The 19,527-nt window shown below is 61.8% G+C and carries 19 protein-coding genes; 2 read left to right on the forward strand and 17 right to left on the reverse strand.

The genetic code is table 11. The features are described from left to right. Position 1 precedes the first annotated feature (1 nt). From E4Z66_RS16385 to E4Z66_RS16445, 13 genes are all read right to left on the reverse strand, one after another. Positions 2-937 (reverse strand): N-carbamoyl-D-amino-acid hydrolase, encoded by a 936-nt coding sequence (locus E4Z66_RS16385; RefSeq protein ID WP_136464125.1) that lies wholly within the window; start codon positions 935-937, stop codon positions 2-4. Positions 938-952: 15 nt separating this feature from the next. Beyond that, complete coding sequence (locus E4Z66_RS16390; protein ID WP_136464126.1) at positions 953-1,618, reverse strand: amino acid ABC transporter permease; 666 nt, start codon at positions 1,616-1,618, stop codon at positions 953-955. Positions 1,619-1,621: 3 nt separating this feature from the next. Continuing rightward, positions 1,622-2,296, reverse strand: a complete 675-nt coding sequence (locus E4Z66_RS16395; protein ID WP_136464127.1) for an amino acid ABC transporter permease — start codon at positions 2,294-2,296, stop codon at positions 1,622-1,624. A gap of 5 nt (positions 2,297-2,301) precedes the next feature. Continuing rightward, on the reverse strand, positions 2,302-3,069 hold the full coding sequence (locus E4Z66_RS16400; RefSeq protein ID WP_136464128.1) for an amino acid ABC transporter ATP-binding protein: 768 nt from the start codon (positions 3,067-3,069) through the stop codon (positions 2,302-2,304). 1 nt (position 3,070) lies between these two features. Then, a complete protein-coding gene (locus E4Z66_RS16405; RefSeq protein WP_136464129.1) occupies positions 3,071-3,910 on the reverse strand; it encodes a transporter substrate-binding domain-containing protein in 840 nt (279 codons plus the stop codon). Positions 3,911-3,966: 56 nt separating this feature from the next. Further along, a complete protein-coding gene (locus tag E4Z66_RS16410; RefSeq protein WP_246036052.1) occupies positions 3,967-5,517 on the reverse strand; it encodes an acetolactate synthase large subunit in 1,551 nt (516 codons plus the stop codon). Further along, the gene (locus tag E4Z66_RS16415; protein WP_136464130.1) at positions 5,514-6,575 is read right to left on the reverse strand and encodes an ABC transporter ATP-binding protein; all 1,062 of its coding nucleotides are present in this window, start codon (positions 6,573-6,575) and stop codon (positions 5,514-5,516) included. Before E4Z66_RS16415 ends, E4Z66_RS16410 begins: the two co-directional genes overlap by 4 nt. Beyond that, on the reverse strand, positions 6,572-7,564 hold the full coding sequence (locus tag E4Z66_RS16420; RefSeq protein ID WP_136464131.1) for an ABC transporter ATP-binding protein: 993 nt from the start codon (positions 7,562-7,564) through the stop codon (positions 6,572-6,574). Before E4Z66_RS16420 ends, E4Z66_RS16415 begins: the two co-directional genes overlap by 4 nt. A 2-nt stretch (positions 7,565-7,566) precedes the next feature. Next, positions 7,567-9,000 (reverse strand): amidohydrolase family protein, encoded by a 1,434-nt coding sequence (locus E4Z66_RS16425; RefSeq protein WP_136464132.1) that lies wholly within the window; start codon positions 8,998-9,000, stop codon positions 7,567-7,569. Between the two features lie 83 nt (positions 9,001-9,083). Beyond that, a complete protein-coding gene (locus tag E4Z66_RS16430) occupies positions 9,084-10,652 on the reverse strand; it encodes an ABC transporter substrate-binding protein (protein WP_136464133.1) in 1,569 nt (522 codons plus the stop codon). Between the two features lie 51 nt (positions 10,653-10,703). Further along, on the reverse strand, positions 10,704-11,588 hold the full coding sequence (locus E4Z66_RS16435) for an ABC transporter permease (RefSeq protein ID WP_136464134.1): 885 nt from the start codon (positions 11,586-11,588) through the stop codon (positions 10,704-10,706). Between the two features lie 82 nt (positions 11,589-11,670). Then, positions 11,671-12,609 carry an ABC transporter permease gene (locus E4Z66_RS16440; protein ID WP_136464135.1) on the reverse strand — a complete coding sequence of 313 codons (939 nt, stop codon included), beginning with the start codon at positions 12,607-12,609 and terminating at the stop codon, positions 11,671-11,673. Next, complete coding sequence (locus E4Z66_RS16445; protein WP_136464136.1) at positions 12,609-14,246, reverse strand: amidohydrolase; 1,638 nt, start codon at positions 14,244-14,246, stop codon at positions 12,609-12,611. Before E4Z66_RS16445 ends, E4Z66_RS16440 begins: the two co-directional genes overlap by 1 nt. 645 nt (positions 14,247-14,891) lie before the next feature. Here E4Z66_RS16445 and E4Z66_RS16450 point away from each other — a divergent pair. Beyond that, the gene (locus tag E4Z66_RS16450; protein ID WP_136464137.1) at positions 14,892-15,800 is read left to right on the forward strand and encodes a LysR family transcriptional regulator; all 909 of its coding nucleotides are present in this window, start codon (positions 14,892-14,894) and stop codon (positions 15,798-15,800) included. 1 nt (position 15,801) lies between these two features. Here the strand turns inward: E4Z66_RS16450 and E4Z66_RS16455 are convergent, their stop codons facing one another. From E4Z66_RS16455 to E4Z66_RS16470, 4 genes are read right to left on the reverse strand one after another with little or no spacing between them, the layout of a single operon-like run. Continuing rightward, positions 15,802-16,728, reverse strand: coding sequence for an OmpA family protein (locus E4Z66_RS16455; RefSeq protein WP_136464138.1), 927 nt, complete (start codon positions 16,726-16,728; stop codon positions 15,802-15,804). Then, positions 16,725-17,291, reverse strand: coding sequence for a peroxidase-related enzyme (locus E4Z66_RS16460; RefSeq protein WP_136464139.1), 567 nt, complete (start codon positions 17,289-17,291; stop codon positions 16,725-16,727). Before E4Z66_RS16460 ends, E4Z66_RS16455 begins: the two co-directional genes overlap by 4 nt. Before the next feature lies 1 nt (position 17,292). Then, complete coding sequence (locus E4Z66_RS16465; protein ID WP_136464140.1) at positions 17,293-18,003, reverse strand: GNAT family N-acetyltransferase; 711 nt, start codon at positions 18,001-18,003, stop codon at positions 17,293-17,295. Further along, a complete protein-coding gene (locus E4Z66_RS16470) occupies positions 18,000-18,722 on the reverse strand; it encodes a competence/damage-inducible protein A (protein WP_136464141.1) in 723 nt (240 codons plus the stop codon). Before E4Z66_RS16470 ends, E4Z66_RS16465 begins: the two co-directional genes overlap by 4 nt. Before the next feature lie 48 nt (positions 18,723-18,770). Between E4Z66_RS16470 and sfsA the strand changes: the two genes are divergently transcribed. Further along, positions 18,771-19,475: a DNA/RNA nuclease SfsA gene (gene sfsA, locus E4Z66_RS16475; protein WP_136464142.1), complete on the forward strand. Its 705-nt coding sequence runs from the start codon at positions 18,771-18,773 to the stop codon at positions 19,473-19,475. Positions 19,476-19,527 lie beyond the last annotated feature (52 nt).

The following is a 19,527-nucleotide window of genomic DNA, read 5'->3' on the forward strand; positions in this document are numbered from 1 at the left end:
ATCAGCCTGCCTCATTGGGCAGGATGACGCCCGTTTGCCCGGTTATCCGCCCGTAATGTTCAACCCGGCGATGGCGCGCGAAGTCAAAGATCGTGCGCTTGCCAAACGCGCACAGGTCCATGTCACAGGCATGGACGACCAGTTCGTCCCCCTCGGTCTTGGCGCGGGCAACGACGAACCCGTTCGGGTCCACAATGATCGACCCCGCCATCAGCGGATGCCCGTCTTCGTCGCCGCCCTTGGCCACGCCCACAACCCACGCTGCGTTCTGATAAGCCCCGGCGGTCATCGACAGTTCCGAATGATACAGACGTTCTTTCAGCCCCTCCGCACTGTCTTGGCTGTTTACCGACGGCGTGTTGTAGCCCAGCGTGATCAACTCGACACCCTGAAGGCCCATTTCGCGGTAGACTTCCGGCCAGCGCCGATCATTGCAGATGCACATGCCCATCCACGCATCCAGATTACGCCAGACCGGAAAGCCCAAATCACCCGGCTCGAAATAACGTTTTTCCAGATGCTGGAACGCGCGGTCATGGTCGTATTCCGAATGGCCCGGCAGATGAACCTTGCGATACTTGCCGACGATGGTGCCAGACTTGTCGGTCAGAATCGACGTGTTGAAATACCGCCCCTCCGGCGTCTTTTCCGCATAACCGAAGGTCATCGCGATACCATGGCGTTTGGCCGCATCGAACAAGGGCTGGGTCGCAGGCCCCGGCATTTCGGTTTCGAACCAAGTGTCTACCTCGTCCTGATCCTCCATCCACCAGCGTGGAAAGAACGTGGTCAGGGCAAGTTCGGGAAACACCACTAGATCGCATTTCGCCTCGGCGGCCTGTGCCAGCAGGGCCAGCATCCGGTCCACGACCGCCTCGCGGCTTTCAGCCTTCTGGATACCCCCCATCTGCGCCGCGCCAATCACGATTTCCCGCATGTCTCGTTCTCCTTTTCAGCTCGCAATGCGCCGCTCGAAATGGCTGATCAATCGGATCAGCGGCCAGAGCAGCAGCAGGTAGATGCCCCCCGCCAGAACCAGCGGCGAAGCATTGTAAGTCAGGGACCGCACCAGCCCGGCGGCGTGCAGCATTTCTCCCAGTGAGACCACCGAAGCGAGCGACGTCAGCTTCACGATCTCGACCACGTTGGACAGAAGATCCGGCAGCACATTGCGCACGGCTTGGGGCAGCGTGACCCAGATGAGGGTCTGTGTTGCCGTCATTCCGGTGGATCGCGCCGCCTCTGTCTGGCCTACCGGCACGGACAACAGGCCGGCGCGAAAAATCTCGGCGAAATAGGCGGAGTTGTTCAGGAAGAACCCAAGGGTAACCGCCGCGAAGGGCGACAGGCGGATACCGGCAAAGGGCAGGCCCGCATAGATGAAGATCAGCAGCACAAGCGGCGGCAGCGCGCGAAACAGGTCAACGAAGGCGATGGCGCTCCAACGGATCAGCCGGTTGTGCGACACCGACCCCAAAGCCGCCGCCAGACCACCAAGTGCGCCCAGCGGGATCACCACTGCGCAGATCAGCAGCGTCATTCCCAGACCTTTGAGAACCAGCGGCATGGCTTTCGCCATGATCTCGATATTGAAGAACTGTTGGAGAATGGCGTCCATGACTCAGCTTCCCGGCCGCGCGAACCGCGCTTCCAGCCAGCGCGAGGCGATGACGAAGGGCAGGAACAGCACCACATAGGCCACGGCGGCCAAGGTCAGTGGCGAGGCATTGGCGCTGAAGGATTGCGCGGTGGTCGCTTGCCCCAGAATGTCCGGCACCCCGATCACCATGCCCAAGGCGGTCATCTTGGTGATGGCGATGGCCCGGTTGGTCAGCGGTGGAATGACCATGCGCACCGCTTGCGGCAGCACGACATAGGCCAGCGCCTGCGTGAAACCCAGCCCGGTGCTACGCGCCGCCTCCCATTGGCCATTGGGGATGGATGTGATCCCGGCCCAGACGATCTCTTCCGCGAAGGCCGCCAGCACGAGGGTCAGCACAATGAACAGCACGGTGAAGGAGGACAGAACAATCCCGATATTTGGCAGGCCGAAGAACACCAGCAGGATCAGGACCAACGGCGGCAAAGCCCGGAAGACATCGGCGTAGATGACGATCAGAAAGGAAACCAAATTAATCCGGTAGGCGCGCAGGCAGGCCAGCAGCGCACCCAAGCAGATTCCGGCCAGCACGACCAGCAGCGACAGCACAACGGTCACGCCCGCCCCCTTGAGGATCAGCGGCGCGTATTTGGCCAGAACCTCCGGGTTCAGAAATTGGTCCAGAAACACGTCCATCGGCGTTACCCACGCATCCGCGAGAGGAAGGCGCGCGTGCGCTCTTGCTCTGGCGCGGCAAAGAAGCGGTCGGGCGGGCCTTGCTCGATGATGGAGCCGCCATCCATGAATACGACACGGTCGGCGGCTTCGCGTGCGAATTGCATCTCGTGGCTGACGACCAGCATCGTCATGCCCTGTTCCTTGACCTCGCGCATCACGTCGAGAACATCACCCACCAACTCCGGGTCCAGCGCCGATGTCGGCTCATCGAACAGCATGACGGTTGGCTTCAGCGCCAAGGCGCGGGCAATCGCAACCCTTTGCTGCTGCCCGCCGGAAAGTTGCGCGGGCGTGTGCCGCGCCCGGTCAGACAAGCCGACGCTTTTCAGCGCTGCCATGGCTTCGGCCTCGGCCTCGGCGCGCGGCATCTTCAGCACCCGCCGCAAGGCAAGCGTGACATTCCCCAGCGCGGTTAGATGCGGATACAGATTGAAGGATTGGAACACCATACCGATCCGCTGCCGCATCTTATTCAGGTCGACTCCGGGACCGGTCAGCAGATCGCCCTCGACCCAGATGGCCCCGGAATCGGGTTCTTCCAACCGGTTGCAACAGCGCAGCATGGTCGATTTCCCGGACCCCGAAGGGCCAAGGACAAAGACCATTTCACTGCGCTGCACATGCAGGTCGATGCCATTCAGCACCGGGAAGGTGCCAAAGGATTTGTGCAACGCCCGCAATGACAGGGTCGCCGTTGACGGCGTCCCTGCACGGTTGGAAACAGTTTCCATATCAGTCGCAGCTCGGCGTGTGATCGTCAGCGGCATAGCCTTCGAAGCCGGGCTGGCCAAAGCCGGCTGCGGGCGTGACCGCTGCCGAACCGGCGGCCGGCGTGACACCGAACCACTTCTCGCTGAGCGCAACCATCGTGCCGTCGAGCTTCATGCATTCGATCACAGCCTCGACCGTGTCGCGTAGTTCTTCGTCGCCCTTCTTGAAGGGCATCCCCCAGACCAATCCGGTGGAATGCAGATAACTCAACTCCAGCGCCGGGTTCTGCTTGACGGCCCACGCCGACACGGTGTTGCCCGCCACGTTGGCATAGGCGCGGCCAGAGACGACAGCCTGCACGGCATCGCTATTGGTGCCGTAGCTTTCGACTGTCCAGCCAACCTCGTCCGCCTTGTCGCGCGCCCATGAATCATAGACCGACCCACGGTTCACCGCGATGATCTTGCCGTTCAGGCTGTCCAGGCTGGTGATTTCATCCGTCCCGGCTTTGACGACGAATTGGAAATCCGTGTTCAGATACCCTTCGGAGAACAGCAGATTGCCCGCGCGTTCTTCGGTGATCGTCACCGGGGCCACGACGAAGTCATAGGTTCCCGCGGCAAGGCCGGGCAGAATGCCCGAAAACTGCGTGGCGACGATATCCATCTTCGCGCCAAGCCGTTCGCCGATCTCGTTCGCCAGATCGACGTTGAACCCTTCGACACCGCCCGACAGCGCCGGCATCGCGTGCGGGGCAAAAGTGCCATCCAGCGCGACGGTGTAGGTCTTGTCCTGCGCGTGCGCCGCGCCGCCAAGAGCAAGGATCGTGGCGATGGTTCCGAATGTGAGGCGTTTGGTCATGGGTGATCTCCTGTTGGTTTATGTGTCGTTATTGTGGTGGGTTGTGCGGCTGCGCCCTACATCATCGCTTCGATCAGGGACGGGCCGGGCTCCAGCACCGCGTCTTCGATGGCTCTTTGCAGCGCTGCCGCGTCTTCGATGCGTTGCGCCGGAACGCCCATGCCGCGGGCCAGCGCCACGAAATCGAGATTGGGCCGATCAAGGTCCAGCATATCCAGCGCCGAGCGGCCCGGATTGGCACCGACAGCAAAGAGTTCGGTCTTGAGGATTTCATAAGTCCGGTTGGCAAAGATCACCGTGGTGATGTTGGCCTGTTCGCGCGCCTGGCTCCACAGGCCCTGAATCGTGTACATCGCAGACCCGTCCGCTTGCAGCGACACGACGGGCCGATCCGGGCAGGCCACCGCCGCGCCCAGCGCCATCGGGATGCCGTCGCCAATCGCACCGCCTGTCAGCGAAATCCACGAATGCGGCGCGGCGGCTTGGGTCGCGCCCCACATGTCGCGGCCACCCGTGATACTTTCATCCACGACGATCGCGTTCTCCGGCAGGGCGTTGGCAATAGCGGCGGCAATCGTCGCAGGCGTAATCGCACCGGCCATGGGGCTTGGCGGCAGCACTGCCGGGGCGATCCGTTGGCTCGCGCCGACGCAGTCTGCCAGCGCCTCGATCGCGGCAGGACCGTCCCCGTCCAGCCCGGCCAGTGTCATCACTTCGCACTCCGCGGGCAGCAACAGGCTGGGCTTTCCCGGATAGGCAAAGAACGCGACAGGAGGCACCGTTTCGATCAGGATCGCGCGCTTGAACGGGGCCAGCGTTTCCAGCGCCATGTTGATCGGATAAGGCACCTTGTTGATCGCGGCGCGCCCCGCCCCACGTTCGCAGCGGCGGTTGGACGTCGGTGCAAGCACCTTGGCGCCTGTCTTCTCGGCGATGCCATGCAGCAGCGCCAAAGCGCCGGGATGTTCCAGAACGGTGCCCCCGGCCAGCAGAACGGTCTGCGCGTCCAGCTTCCCGGCCGCTTCTGTCACCGCATTTTCGTCCAGCGCTGCGAATTCCGGCGGCGGCGGCGGCGGTGCCACGACACCACCCGCATCCCAACCGATGTCAGCCGGGGCAATCAGCGTCGCGACACCATTTGGCCGGGCCATGGCCGCGGCAAGCCCTTCCATCGCGTCCTGGGCAAAGGTCTCCGGGCTGGTCGCGGTCTTGATCCAATCGGAAAACGGGGCGGCCGCGCCCGCAACATCCGAGGTCAAAGGCGCGTCATAGCCCCGATGCCGTACCGCATGGTCGCCCACGAGGTTCAGCATTGGCGAGCGCGCTTTGCGGGCGTTGTGCATGTTCGCGCTGGCATTCGACAGCCCCGGCGCAAGGTGCAGCAAGGTCGCGGCCGGGACATTGGCCATCCGTGCATAACCGTCTGCCGCACCGGTCACGACGCCTTCGAACAGGCCTAGAACGCAGCGCATCAGCCCGGTCCGGTCAAGCGCGTCGACGAATTGCATTTCGGACGTGCCGGGATTGGCAAAGCAAACATCGACACCCGCTGCGTGCAGGCTGCGCACCACGGATTCGGCGCCGTTCATCGGGGGGTGATCTTTCATGGTTTCTCCTGGCTGCGCGCGGCATTCAACACGGCAAGTCGGTCGCGGAAGGCCTTCGGAGGCGCGCTTGCCTCGACCTGACCCGTGGCGGTGACGTTTTCGGCAAAGTGGCACGCGACACGTGCCGCGCCGACATCGCGCAGCACGGGCCGTTCGCTGCGGCAGCGATCCGTGGCCAAAGGGCAACGGGGGTGAAATGCGCATCCCGACGGCGGATAAAGCGCGGAGGGCTGATCGCCTTCCAATGGCGGTCGGTCGTTCTTGAGGTTCGGATCGGGACGCGGCGCGGCGTCGATCAGCGAGCGTGTGTAGGGGTGCTTTGGCCACGCGAACAGGTCAGCTGCGGGCGCTTCCTCGACGATGCGGCCCAGATAGACGACCGCGACCCGGTCTGCCATGTGGCGCACCACGGCAAGGTCATGGCTGATAAAGACGTATCCGATGCCGAACTGCTTTTGGAGGTCCTGCAAAAGGTTCACGATCTGCGCCTGCACCGACACATCCAGCGCCGATACCGGCTCGTCGCAGACGATCAGCTTGGGGCGGGTGGCAAGGGCGCGGGCAATACCGACGCGCTGTCTTTGTCCACCGGAAAATTCATGCGGATAGCGTTCGGCATGCCACGGTTGCAGCCCGCAGGTTTCCAGCAGGTTCGACACTTTCTCGCGCACGTCTTTCGGCGTGGCCAGACCATGCAGCAAAAGCGGCTCCGCCAGTGTTTCCCAGACCGTCATACGCGGATTGAGCGACCCGAACGGATCCTGGAAGATGATCTGCATCTGTTTGCGCATCTCGCGCATTTTCGCCGCGGGCTGGTTCAAGACATGCTCGCCATCCAGCCTGACGGAGCCTGCCGTCGCCTCGATCAGACGCAACAAGGTGCGCCCGATCGTGGACTTGCCGCAGCCGGATTCGCCGACAATGGCCAGCGTTTCGCCCTGCTCAACATCAAAGCTGACATCTTCGACCGCCTTCACATGCCCGACGAGCCGTTGCAGCGGACCGCGCCGCACGGGGAAATGCTTGGTCAGCCCCCGGACTTCCAACATCGTGCTCATGCTGCCACCTCAATCGGGGCGCGCCAGCAGGCGACGCCATGCCCGGCAGAGATTTCTGTCATCGGCGGGTCTTCGGCACGGCACTGATCGGTCGCCAGCGGGCAGCGGCTGGCAAACCGGCAGCCCTTGATCGCAGCCCAGGGCGGCGGCACGGACCCGGGGATCGTGGCAAGCCGCCCTACCGCCGCATTGATGCGCGGGATCGCCGCCATCAGCCCCACGGTGTAGGGGTGTTGCGGATCGGCAAACAGCGTGGCGGTCGGGGCGCGTTCCACCACGCGGCCTGCATACATGACCACCACATCGTCACAGGTCTGGGCCACAACGCTGAGATCATGGGTCACAAGCACCACGGCAGCCCCGGTCCGGCTGCGAAGATCCCCCATCAGGTCAAGGATCTGCGCCTGCACCGTTACATCCAAGGCGGTCGTCGGTTCGTCGGCAATCAGAAGGTCGGGATCATTGGCCAGTGCGAGGGCAATCATCACCCGTTGACGCTGTCCGCCGCTCAACTGGTGGGGATAGTCATCGACCCGGCTGCTTGGCGATGGCAGCCCGACAAGGTCGAGCATCTCGATCGCCTTCTCGCGGGCCTCGGCACGGGACAGACCGGAATGGATGGTCAACGTTTCGATGATTTGCTCTCCGCAGGTATAGACCGGGTTGAGCGATGTCATCGGTTCCTGAAAGATCATCCCGATCCGCGCACCGCGCAGCTTGCGCATTTCCGCTTCTGGCAGGGTCAGCAGATCACGTCCGTCAAAACGAATTTCGCCGCGTGCGTATTTGCCCGGCGGTTGCGGAACAAGACGCATGATCGACAGCGAGGTGACCGATTTTCCGCAGCCGGATTCCCCGACGACGCCCAGCGTTTTTCCACGCTCAAGCGAGAATGAGACACCCTGAACCGCGCGCTGCACCGTGCCGCCGACATGGAATTCAACGGCAAGGTCATCAACTTCAAGCAAGGGGGCCGACGCCTGTTCCATGATCAGCCCTGCCCGTACACATAGGGGGAGGCTTCGTCATGGGTGCGCCCGGCGAAATCGAGCTTGGCGAATGCCTCTTCTGCACGGCGCTGCGCCGCTTCGAGCCGCGCCAATGCGTCCGGCAGATCAAAGGCCGGAACGTCGCCATCCACGACAACGTGGCGCCCATCGACGAAGACATCACGCACCGCCCGTTCCGCCGCCACATAGATCAGCGACCGCAGCGGATCACGCACGGGCATCATGTTGGGATCGGTCAGATCGGCAAGGAACAGGTCCGCCTTGGCCCCGACAGCAAGCCGCCCAATGTCTTCGCGACCCAGGATTTGCGCCCCGCCCAGCGTTGCCGCGTCAAAGATATCCGACGTGCGCAGATCGTAGGGGTTCTTCGACATGATCCGGCTGAGATAAAGCGCGCTGCGCATCTCTTCGAGCATGTTATGGGGGTAGGTGTCCGTCCCGATACCCACGGGGATACCGCCGCGGATATAGCGGCCCACAGTGTTCATCGCGATGCCGCGCCGCTGGAACACGGTTGGGCAGTGGGCAACCGCCGCGCCCGAGTCCTGAAGCAGCTTGAAATCCTGCGCCTCTGGCCAGAACACATGCGGGTAGTCGTTCAGGAAGATGCCGTGGCCGATGATCGCGCCGGGTTTCAGCACGCCAAGGCTGTCCAGCCATTCCAAGGGGGTCACGCCGTGGCGGCGCGTGATCTCGGTGAATTCCACGACCGATTGGGCCGCGTGAATTTGGAAGGGCAGACCCTTCTCCTGCGCCAGTGCGAAACTGTCTGCGATCAGGTCCGGCGTACAGGTGTCGATCTGCGACGGGGAGATCATGCCCGACAGCCGACCAGAGGGGTGGTTTGCCGCCGCTTCGACCGTTTTGACGGCCGCATCCATATCGGCCTTGCCGGCGGCTTCGTCCCATTCGTATTCCACCACATGGCCGTTATCGGTGTACCACCGGGCAGAGCGGTACATCGGGCTGACGATACCGCGCAGACCGGAAGCGGCGAATGTGTCAATCCAGCCGTCCCAATTGACGGACAAGTCCACCAGCGTCGTAACCCCGGATTTCAGCAGTTCGGAATAGGTGACCTGCACGCAGGCCTCGCGCCCTTCGGCATCACAGCGAAAGAGCGGCATGTATTCGTATAGCGATGACATCCCAAGACGCGGCGAGCCGAGTTCGTCCAGCATCCCCTTGTTCATCGCTTCGGAGCTTGGGTGCGAATGGATGTTCACCAGACCCGGCGACACCAGACGATCGCGACCGTCGATTTCGGTCTCTGCCTCGCCCGTATAGGTTCCGCCGACATGGACGATCTTGTCACCATCGAACGCGACGTCCCCATCTTTCAGATAGGTGTGGGTGCCGGTTTCCGTGTCATAGGCGACGATCCAGGCTGCATTTCGAATGACGGTGACGGGCATTGCTTAAGTCTTTCTTGAGGGGGAAGGGAATCGAAACAGGGCAGCCGGGCCGCACCACTGGAAGGCGCGGCCCGGAGTTTGGATCACTCCTTCAGTTTCAGGTCGAGCCCTTTGTACAGACCGGCACCGTAGATGTTGTGCGGCACGATCGTCTCAAGGTCGGTGGATTGCGCGATGACCATCGGCTCGTGGTAAAGCGGCAGCCAGACGGCAGCCTCATGCACCTTGTCCAGCACCTCGCCATAGGCCGATGCGCGACCCTCATCGCTTGTGGCTGTGGCCCCGGCGAGCAGCAGTTCGTCGGTTTCCGCATCATTCCAGTTCATGCGGTTCGGGGACGGCATGTTCTGGCTGCGGAAATAGAGGTTCAGCGCATCGCCAGAGGACACATAGGGGAAGGACATGCCGTACATGTCGAATTCCTGCGTCGCCAGCTTGCCCCAAGCCACGGTGGCATCGAAGGCCTGGATCTGCATATCAACGCCGATTTCGCGCAGATAGGCTTGCACCGCTTCGGAGAGTTTCCCCCAAGTCGAGCCTGCAAAGACATAAGCTGTCGGCGACAGGCGCACGCCGTCCTTGGACCGGACGCCATCATCGCCGCGGACCCATCCGGCGTCGTCGAGGATTTTGTTCGCCTCTGCCACATCGTATTTCAGCAGTTTGTCATCGACCGCCGTGTTCCAATCCAGCGCCTCTTGGCTGACATAGGAATAGGCGGGCTGCACCACGCCAAAGAACAGGTCTTCGGACATTGCGGCCTGGTCCACAGCAAGGTTGATCGCCTTGCGTACTGCTGGATCGGAGACCGTCTCTTTGTCGATCTTGAAGCCCATGTAATAAGTCCAGAAGGCCAGATCGGACCGCACGACCTCAACCCCCGGCGAAGCGGCGAGTTGTTCCAGCGCGATGTAAGGGACGTATTGCGTCACCTGACTTTGCCCGGTGATTACAGCCACCGTGCGGGTGTTTTCCTCTGGGACGATCTGCCATGTGATCTTGTCGATCGACGCGGGGCCGGTGTTGGAATGGAACGGCGCGCCCCAGGTGAAGGCTTCGTGCTTTTCGATGATCATCTTGTCACGCGGCGTCCATTCGACCCAGCAATACGGCCCGGTGCCGTTAAAGCCGGAAATCCCGAAATCCGGGCCCAGCGCTTCGACATTGGCCTGATCGATGATGGTGCCGAAGCTTTGCGTCAGTTGGTAAAGCAGTTCCGAGAACGGGGCCTTCAGCTTGTATTCGACGGTATAGTCATCAACCGCCGTGACGCTTTCCACCTCACCCGCGCGCCATGCGACCGGGCTTTTCGTGTCGGGATCGATCCAGCGGTTCACGGAATAGGCAACATCGGCTGCGGTCAGCGGCTTACCGTCGCAAAAGGTCACATCCTCGCGCAGCTTGAAGGTATAGGTCGTGGCGTCCTCGCTGACCTCCCAGCTTTCGGCGATGCCCGGTTCGATCGTCTGCATATCCGGTGCAAGCGAGACAAGCGTATCGCCCAGCATGAACAGGATTTCCGATGCGGCTCGCGCAGTGGATTTATGTGGATCGTAGTTGTTGCTGTCCACTTCCCGCACGATCGTCAGTTCCGACGCCTGTGCAAGGCCCGCCCCAAGCAGGAGCGCCGTTGTCGTCAAAAGTCTTTTCATGGTGTTACCTTTCCCTGTTGTTGTGCAGTGAATTATTCGGATCTCTGATTGTTAGGATCTCAGTCTTGGGTCGAGGACGTCGCGCAATGCGTCACCAAGGATGTTCGCGGCCAGAACGATCACAAAGGTCAGGACTGCGGGAATTACGGCGATATGCGGTGCGAACAGCAGGAAGTCCCTGCCTTGGGCGGCCATCATGCCCAGCTCTGCCGTGGGGGGACGCGCGCCGAGGCCAAGAAAGGACAGCGCCGCGCCGATCAGGATGATTTGCCCGAACCGCATCGACATGAAGATCATGATCGTCGAAACGCAGTTGCGCAGCAGATAACGGTGGAAAAGCGCAAAGGATGACAGGCCCAGCGCGCGGCCAGCTTCGATATATTCCTGCTTCATCACCGATACCGCGATGGATCGTGCGATCCGCGCACTGTCCGGGATCGTGGCAATCGCAAGGGCGATGATGACCGGCGTCGCGCCCGGTCCGACCACGGCGACGAGCGCCAACCCCAGCAGGATGGCCGGGAAGGACAGCATCACGTCCACCAGCCGCATCACCCACGGGTCCAGCTTCGGGCGGAAGGCGGCCAGCAGCCCCAGAAGGGAACCAAGAACCCCGCCGATACCGACAGACAGCACCCCGATGATCAGGGTCAGCCGCGTGCCGTAGAACAGGCGCGACAGCATATCCCGGCCCTGCCCGTCCGTGCCCAGGATATGGGCCGGGTCGCTGCGGTCGGACCAGAAGGGCGGCTTCATCACGGCGCGTGAACTGGCGAATGGATCATGGGGGGAAATAAGCGGCGCGGCGATGGCGCAGAACACGATGACGGCCAGAACCGCTGCGGCGATCAGCGCGATGGGGTCGCGCAGCAACCTTTGCCACCATGGGCGAACGGGAGCGGGTGCATCCCAGGACGGGGCTTCGACATCGGTCATTGCAAACCCTCCTGCCCCTGTGCGGCGGCTGCCTGCGGATCGGCGACGACGGCCTGAACCATGGGGTGATGCGGCATGACGGTCATGACAGCACCCGTGGGTCGAGCAGCGCGTAAAGAATGTCGACGATCATGTTGATGAGGATGAAGCTGAGCGCGAGGATCAGGATCGTGCCCTGCGCCAGTGGGAAGTCCGATGACAGGATCGCGCCGACGGCCAGCCGTCCGATACCCGGGAAGGAGAAAATGCTTTCGGTCACGACCGCGCCGCCCAGAAGATAACCTGCCTGAAGGCCGATGAGAGTCACCACCGGGATCAGCGCATTGCGTAGCCCGTGTTTCAGGATCACGCGCGTTTCCGGCAACCCCTTGGACCGGGCGGTCCGCACATGATCGAGCTTGAGTACCTCCAGCACCGAGGATCGGGTCATCCGCGCCACCGGCCCGATGAAAATCGCCCCAAGCGATAGCGCCGGCAGCGCGATATGGCGTATCCCGTCAAGGGTCCAAAGCGGCCCGCCACGCCCGATGAAGGGCAGCAGCCGCCATTGCACGCCGACGAAATGGATCATCATCAGGCAGATGAAGAAAATCGGCAGCGACACACCGGCGACAGAGATCGCCATGATGATCCGGTCGATCAAGGTGCCGCGCTTTACCGCTGCCAGCGTGCCAAGCCCGATACCGAAAGGTATCGACCAGATCAGGCAGGCGAACATGAGTTCTGCGGTCGGTCCGATGGCGGACAGAAGTTCGGACCCCACCGTCTTGTTCGAGATCAGCGACCGGCCCAGATCACCTTGCAGGACGCGGCCGATATAGCTGAAGAACTGTTCGTACAGCGGACGATCAAGGCCCATCTCGGCCCGGATGGCCGCCAGAACTTCCGGCGTTGCGGTCGGACCGGCCATGACGATGGCGGGATCGCCGGGAACAAGGACCAGCAGCCCGAAGCCCAGCAGAAGCACTCCGAACAGGACCGGGATCGAAATCAGCAACCTGTTGGCGATCTGGCTCAGCATCAGGCGGCCCCGTCCCGTTGATACACGACGCGCCCACCCAAAAGCGCCATGTCACAGCGCGTGGTCAGGATGTCTTCGACAGTGCAGGTCAGAAGATCGGTATCGAACACCGCCACATCGCCCAGTTGCCCGGGCACCAACCGGCCTTTGATCTTTTCTTCATGGGAAGCATAGGCGGATTCGTAGGTATAGGCGTTAAGCGCCTCTTCCATGGTCAGGATATGTTCCGTCCCGATCTGGGTGCCGTTCTCGGTCTTGCGCGTGACCATCGTATAAAGATTGGCGAAGGGGTCGATCTCCACCACCGGGCAGTCGGTAGAGGCAGAGGGATGCAACCCGGCATCGATCCATGTGCGCATCGGGTGGCTTGCCTCGACCCGTTCTTTTTCGATCAGCGTGAGATACAGGTCCCCGAAGTAATACAGGAACGCGGGCTGCGAGGCGGGTAGCACATGCATCGCCTTCATCCGTTCCATCTGGTCGGGGCGCAGCCAGCCGCAATGTTCGATCCGGTGGCGGCGGTCTGGGTCCGGCACCTCGGCCAAGGCCAGTTCGAAGGCGTTCAAAACCTTCTCGATCGCGGCATCACCGATGGCGTGAATGGCAAAGCGGTAGCCCTTGCGATGGCCGTCCGCCACCATGGCGTTCAGTTCGTCATCATCAAGGCAAAGCAGGCCCAGATCATCCTCATCCCCGCCCAGATAGGGCTTGGTCATTGCGGCCGTGCGCCCACCGGCGGAGCCATCGGTGAAAATCTTCACCGGGCCGATACGGAACATGTCGTCGCCGCCGCCAGACACCATTCCCGCCGCGCCCGCCTGTTCCATGATCGTGCGACCCTTGTCGCCCATCAGCACGCCATAGACCCGCAGGGGCAAACGCCCTTCGCGATGCGCTTTCTGATAGGCCAGCATTTCGGTCCAACCGTCGCGGATACCGACTGCGGCTTCCATGCAGGACGTGATGCCGCGCGACAGCAGATCGGCCCCGCCGCGTTCGATGCTTTGCACCAGAGTTTCGACCGAGTTTTCAGGCAATACCTGCATCACCGGCTCGCGCCCTGTTTCGGCCAGCAGACCTGTCAGTCGTCCGTTTTGCTTTTCGATCAGCCCGCCTTGCGGCGAAGGCGTGTCTTCGGTGATGCCCGCGATTTTCAGGGCCAGCGAATTGGCGACAGCCAGATGCCCGTCCGTGCGCACGATATACACCGGGTGGTCCGGGCAGGCCTCGTCCAGTTCCTCGCGGAACGGGTGGCGCCCGACATCCAGTTTGAAATGGTCATAGCCGCGCCCGATCACCCAATCGCCTTTGGGCAGGCTTGCGGAGCGATCACTGAGTGACGCCAGCAACCCGGCAAGCGTCGGCACGGTCACGGGGCGCAGATCGACCTCTGCCATGGCCGTGCCGTAGGGGATCAGGTGCATATGGGCGTCATTCAGCCCCGGCGTCGCCAGCCGACCGTTCAGATCGATCACTTCCGTGTCGGGGCCAATCAGCGGTGCAAGCTCTGCATCGCTGCCGGTTGCAAGAACGCGGCCCCCCCAAAGTGCAACGGCGCTGACCACAGGCAGGCCAAGACCGCACCAGACCTTGCCATTCTTCAAAACGGTTTCAGCTTGAACGGGTGCTCCGGTCATGCCGTGACCCCGTTGATATCGTCGCCCTTGATCATTGAATTCTCCGGTTTCGCCGCCCAGCGCATGGCGTGTTGAGCAAGTTCAGCGAGCGGGCAGTGCTTCTGTCAATGAAGGCGCGCGAACGGGCATCGGGCGGGAAGCCGTATCCAAGATATTGTTATTGCACGATAAAATCCACACACCCTTTGAGCGTTAAAGATGATTAAATTCTTGATAAGAATATTGACGCTTAAAATTGGTAAGCGCTGGCGGCGTCTGGGCCGCCTTTCTGGCAATTCCGCACCCCCTTTTGACGGGGCCGCGACGACCAGATGCAGCGCAAGTGATTTCCCAATGTGATGAGTCGCCATCCAACCCACCTGCGTTCGCCGGGAGGCAGGTGATACAAATCACTGTCAACGCGGCGGAAATTCGCCTATAGATTGATTATAATCGCCTCTAACATGATCTGAAGTTGTGTATCCGCCACAACGATCGGGTCGGTGTATCCCGGGCAGAATCGTCATTTTCCAGCGGTCAGGCGTGTTTCCAGCCATGAACCAATCAGGTCCTTTACCCAGATATTATCTCATCTGCGCCCAGTTCTTGCCCAGATTGGTCTGGATAAGCCGAGACTGACATCGAGCGCATCAAGAAAGGACGGCTATGGACCGCCTGACAGAAATGGAAGCTTTCGCAACGGTAGTGGATCAAGGTGGATTCACCGATGCCGCCAAGAAAATGGGCATCTCGAAATCGGCTGTTTCGAAACACGTTTCCTCGCTTGAGGCGCGTCTTGGCGCACGGCTGCTGAACCGCACCACCCGCCGTGTTTCCCCGACCGAAATCGGGCTTGCCTACTATGATCGTGCGCGCCGCGTGCTGAATGATGCGGGCGAGGCCGATGCGCTGGTCACGTCGATGCAATCGGCACCATCCGGGCTGTTGCGGATTTCCGTGGCCACCGACTTCGGCGTCAATCACCTGTCACCGCTGCTGTCCGGCTTCCTTGAGGAATTCCCGGACATCACTGTCAACATGGTTCTCAACAACCGGTATGTCGAACTGATCTCTGAAGGCTTCGACATGGCCGTGCGGATCGGTGAGCTGGAAGACAGCACCTTGCGGGCACGCAAGCTGACCGAAACCACCAAGCGGATGATCGCAGCGCCGTCTTACTTTGAAAAGTTCGGCCGTCCACAGCGCATCGACGATCTGAACGAACACAAGCTGCTGCACTATTCCAGCCAATCCTCCGGCAATGTCTGGAAGATCACGGCCCCGTCCGGCGAAAAGCGTCAGATCCGGACCGCTGGCTGGCTGAGTGTCAATGACGGGCAGTCGCTGTTGAACGCGGCCATTTCCGGTCTTGGCATCGCCTATCTGCCCAGCTTCCTTTACGCCGACGCGATGGATCGCGGTCTGGTCGAGGACGTCATCCCCGATCTGCCAAATGAAACGCAGGGGATTTACGCGGTCTATCCGCCCGGCCGCTTCACGCAGCCCAAGGTGCGCGCGTTCATCGATTTCCTTGTCCACGCATTCGCGGATAAAGGCCCCGACGACTGGAACTGACCTAACGGTCGTTCGCCAACACCACAGCTTCGACGCGCCGATTGGCTTCGCGGCCCTGCTCCGTGAGGTTGCTCGCACGTGGTGCGAGATAGCCCATGCCTTCCGCTTCGATCCGGTCCGGTGCGATCCCGTATTGATCGATCAGCCGTTGCCGGACGGCGGCGGCGCGCGCACGGGAGATGCGGATATTCTGGTTCAGGTCCCCGACGCTGTCAGTGTGACCGACCAGAGCGATCCGCAATCCGGTATTCTGCTTCAGCAACGCCGCCAGATTGGCAAGCGATGGAAACGGGCCATTCGTCAAAGAGGTCGCCCCGGTCGTGAATTCGACCCCGTCCAGCACGATGGCGCCTTTCTCCATCAACTCCTGCCCGGCAGAACCATTCAGCGGCGCGGCGACCTGAGAGGGGCCAACCGCCGTAGTCTTGTCAAACTGGCCGGAAGGGCGCGCTTCGATGATCTGCACATAGGCGCGATCTGCCAAGGCTGTCACCAGAAGGGTGACAATCGCCTCGGGCGCGGCGGCATTCCCTTTGCGCAGGGTCAGAAATTGGAAATCGCGCAGATTTACGAACATGTTCGGCGCAGGCAGCACCTCTGTCCCAAAGCGGAAGTCGAAGCCCCCGCAATGGGCTGAAAGGCAGTCCAGAACGATTTCGAATCCGTCCGCCTCGAACTGCGCACGAAGCGGCGCCACGATCCGCAACGGCGATTGACCGGGGCCGGGCAATTCCCACGCCTGTCGACGCACGGCCCCGTCGATCTGCTGGACCGGAATGGCGCTGCCATCGAAGGGGGCAATCGGCGCAGTGTATCGATCCGCGTCGGACGTCCGTTCAGCGGTCAGACGTGCGTGTCCCGGCATATCCAATGCCCAAGACCCCGTGGCCGTTGCTGCCACCGCGAGAAGGCAGAGCCAACGGATCATCGGGACTGTGCGTGATACTCCACATTGGGCCGCATATCTATGCCGCTCGCGACACGGTTGGTCATGTTGAAAAAGCCCGTCACGCTGGAAATGTCAAAGATATCGCGATCCGTGAACCCGGCATCGCGCAGCGCGTCGCGGTCGGCCTCTTCGACATCGGCGCTGGATTTCGTCAACTTGGCCGCAAAGTCGAGCATCGCCCGCTGGCGGGCATCCAGATCGGCGACCTTGTAATTCATCACCATCATTTCACCCAGGATCGGGTCGCCTGACAATTGCCGCACCGCCGCGCCATGCGCGACAAGACAGTAGAAACACTTGTTGATGGAGGACACGACCACCGCGATCATCTCACGCTCAAGCTTGGTCAACGCGGACTCGCCCAGCATCAGATCGTTATACATGGCCGTGAACGCGTTCAGCTTGTCGATATCGAACGTGTAGCTGCGCAGCACATTGGGAACCATGCCCAGCTTGTCCATGCAGATGTCGAAATACTTCTGCGTATCTGCGGGCAGCGGATCGACCGGCGGTAGATCGAGGGCGGTTGGTTTGTCGGTCATGTCAGTCCTCCAACTGGCGATAGTGGTATTGTCCCTCGAGCGTCATTCCGAGGGACGTATAAAGCGCATTCGCGCCGGTATTGGCCTGAGTACACAAGACGCTGAGCGTCGTCGCACCCTGTTCCGCACCCCAGAATGCGGCCTTGCGCATCACCCATCCGGCAACGCCCTGCTTGCGCTGGTGTGGAAGAATTTCGACCGCATGTACCATGCAGCCCCCATCCGCGGCGGCCGCAAATGCGGCGCCTGCGGGCTTTTCGTTCCAGCGGGCAAGGATACCGGTTTTTGTCTTGGCACGGGCCATGACGGCCAGCCGGTCCGGCCCGATGCCGCCTTGCGCCCAGATTTCCTGCATGATCGCCAGCGGCTCCCAGATGGCAAAGGCCGTGACGCGCGGAATCTCGATATCCGTCAGTTGCGTGATCGGGCAGGCATACATGTTGACCGGATCGACGATGGCATAGCCGCGCGCCTCCAGCTCCGCGTCGAGATCGGCATCGCCGTCGCGGATCATGAACAAGGGCCGCTGCCCCATCTCGCGCATCGCGTTTTCGGCCTTGGCGACATCCGCATCCGTGGCGGCCCGTGTTGAGGCAGACACCCGCTTGCCGCCCCCGGCCCCGTCCCGCAGGGTCCAGCCGTCTTGCTCCCATGCCTTGCGCGGGGGCCATGTGGCCTCGCACAGCGCGTAAAGCTGCTGCGCCGTTGTCATTCAGCGAACTCCGCGGCCAATCGGGTCATCGCCGCATCGACCCGCGCACCGTCGGTGCCGCGAATGACAATCTGCGCGCCAAACGCACCATTGCGCTGAAACGGGTAGGAACCGATGGACAGGTCCGGGAAATCCTCGGCCAGTTTCGCGACCGGCCCGGCCAGATCGCCCTCACCGCGCATGATGCTAAGCGCTTGGCTAAGCACCGGATCACCACCCGTGATCGTCGGAAGGATGGTGGCCACCATGGCCTGAAAGACCGACGGAACGCCTGCCATCACGTGCACATTCTTCAAAGTAAAGCCCGGCGCGCCCGACACGGGATTTTCGATCAGTTCGGCGCCATCCGGGATGCGGGCCATGCGCAGGCGCGCTTCGTTCAAATCCGTGCCCATCGCGTCATAGCGCGCTTGCAGGATCGCGCGGGCATCGTCACGGACATCAATCGGCACGCCGAACGCCTCTGCGATGCAATCGGCGGTGATGTCGTCATGGGTCGGGCCGATACCGCCGCTGGTGAACACATGGTCATAGGCCTTTGACAGGGCCTTGACCGCCGCCACGATCGCCGCCCGGTCATCGCTGACAATGCGGGCCTCGCACAGTGTCACGCCGTGGCCGGTCAACTCTCCCGCAAGGTGATGCATGTTCGCATCCCGTGTTCGACCTGACAGGATTTCATCCCCGATCACCAGCATCGCGGCAGTTGGATTGGGCATTCGGCACCTCCCTTGAATGAGCCTGTCTCCCGGTATAGGCCCCGGCCCATGCGCTTTCAAACCGATCTTGTGCCTGCGACACTGCAACGCCGTTACAAACGCTTTCTGGCGGATTGCGTGTTGGAGGATGGGCGTGAAGTCACGGCCCATTGCGCCAATCCCGGTTCGATGATGGGGCTGGCAGAGCCGGGTACGCGCATCTGGCTAGAACCCAATGACGACCCGAAGAAGAAGCTGAAATTCGGCTGGCGGCTTGTGGATCATGGCAATGGGCATTTCACCGGCGTCGATACGGCCGTGCCTAACCGGGCCCTGCGCGAGGCGCTGACATCGCGCGCGGTGCCCGAGCTTGCCGCCTATGCAACCGTCCGGCCCGAGGTGAAATACGGGCAGTCCAGCCGGATCGACTTTCTGCTGACCGAACCGGGGCTTCCCGACGCCTATGTCGAGGTCAAATCCGTCACCCTGTCCCGCCAGAAGGGTCTGGCCGAGTTTCCCGACAGCGTCACGGCACGCGGGGCCAAACACTTGGCAGAACTGGCAGCCATGGCGCGCGACGGACATCGGGCCATCATGTTGTATCTGGTGCAGCGCACGGATTGCGACACCGTCACCCTTGCAAAAGATATCGACCCGGCTTACGCGGCCGCTTTCTGCGATGCGGCATCCTGCGGGGTTGACGTCATCGCTTTGGGGACAAATATTTCGGTTGAAAGCGTGACCGTGGCGGATCGACTACAATTCCGTCTTTGAAACACGTATAGTGCAGCCGCAGAAACGGGCCGTTTGCCCAATCAGGAGCGAC

The organism is Aliishimia ponticola, assembly GCF_004803475.1.
Lineage (GTDB): Bacteria > Pseudomonadota > Alphaproteobacteria > Rhodobacterales > Rhodobacteraceae > Aliishimia > Aliishimia ponticola.

Bases quoted from the DNA above. Each gene is read 5' to 3' on its own strand.
- E4Z66_RS16385 (WP_136464125.1), bottom strand. From the start codon at position 937: ATGCGGGAAATCGTGATTGGCGCGGCGCAGATGGGGGGTATCCAGAAG.
- E4Z66_RS16390 (WP_136464126.1), bottom strand. From the start codon at position 1,618: ATGGACGCCATTCTCCAACAGTTCTTCAATATCGAGATCATGGCGAAA.
- E4Z66_RS16395 (WP_136464127.1), bottom strand. From the start codon at position 2,296: ATGGACGTGTTTCTGGACCAATTTCTGAACCCGGAGGTTCTGGCCAAA.
- E4Z66_RS16400 (WP_136464128.1), bottom strand. From the start codon at position 3,069: ATGGAAACTGTTTCCAACCGTGCAGGGACGCCGTCAACGGCGACCCTG.
- E4Z66_RS16405 (WP_136464129.1), bottom strand. From the start codon at position 3,910: ATGACCAAACGCCTCACATTCGGAACCATCGCCACGATCCTTGCTCTT.
- E4Z66_RS16410 (WP_246036052.1), bottom strand. From the start codon at position 5,517: ATGAAAGATCACCCCCCGATGAACGGCGCCGAATCCGTGGTGCGCAGC.
- E4Z66_RS16415 (WP_136464130.1), bottom strand. From the start codon at position 6,575: ATGAGCACGATGTTGGAAGTCCGGGGGCTGACCAAGCATTTCCCCGTG.
- E4Z66_RS16420 (WP_136464131.1), bottom strand. From the start codon at position 7,564: ATGGAACAGGCGTCGGCCCCCTTGCTTGAAGTTGATGACCTTGCCGTT.
- E4Z66_RS16425 (WP_136464132.1), bottom strand. From the start codon at position 9,000: ATGCCCGTCACCGTCATTCGAAATGCAGCCTGGATCGTCGCCTATGAC.
- E4Z66_RS16430 (WP_136464133.1), bottom strand. From the start codon at position 10,652: ATGAAAAGACTTTTGACGACAACGGCGCTCCTGCTTGGGGCGGGCCTT.
- E4Z66_RS16435 (WP_136464134.1), bottom strand. From the start codon at position 11,588: ATGACCGATGTCGAAGCCCCGTCCTGGGATGCACCCGCTCCCGTTCGC.
- E4Z66_RS16440 (WP_136464135.1), bottom strand. From the start codon at position 12,609: ATGCTGAGCCAGATCGCCAACAGGTTGCTGATTTCGATCCCGGTCCTG.
- E4Z66_RS16445 (WP_136464136.1), bottom strand. From the start codon at position 14,246: ATGACCGGAGCACCCGTTCAAGCTGAAACCGTTTTGAAGAATGGCAAG.
- E4Z66_RS16450 (WP_136464137.1), top strand. From the start codon at position 14,892: ATGGACCGCCTGACAGAAATGGAAGCTTTCGCAACGGTAGTGGATCAA.
- E4Z66_RS16455 (WP_136464138.1), bottom strand. From the start codon at position 16,728: ATGATCCGTTGGCTCTGCCTTCTCGCGGTGGCAGCAACGGCCACGGGG.
- E4Z66_RS16460 (WP_136464139.1), bottom strand. From the start codon at position 17,291: ATGACCGACAAACCAACCGCCCTCGATCTACCGCCGGTCGATCCGCTG.
- E4Z66_RS16465 (WP_136464140.1), bottom strand. From the start codon at position 18,003: ATGACAACGGCGCAGCAGCTTTACGCGCTGTGCGAGGCCACATGGCCC.
- E4Z66_RS16470 (WP_136464141.1), bottom strand. From the start codon at position 18,722: ATGCCCAATCCAACTGCCGCGATGCTGGTGATCGGGGATGAAATCCTG.
- sfsA (WP_136464142.1), top strand. From the start codon at position 18,771: ATGCGCTTTCAAACCGATCTTGTGCCTGCGACACTGCAACGCCGTTAC.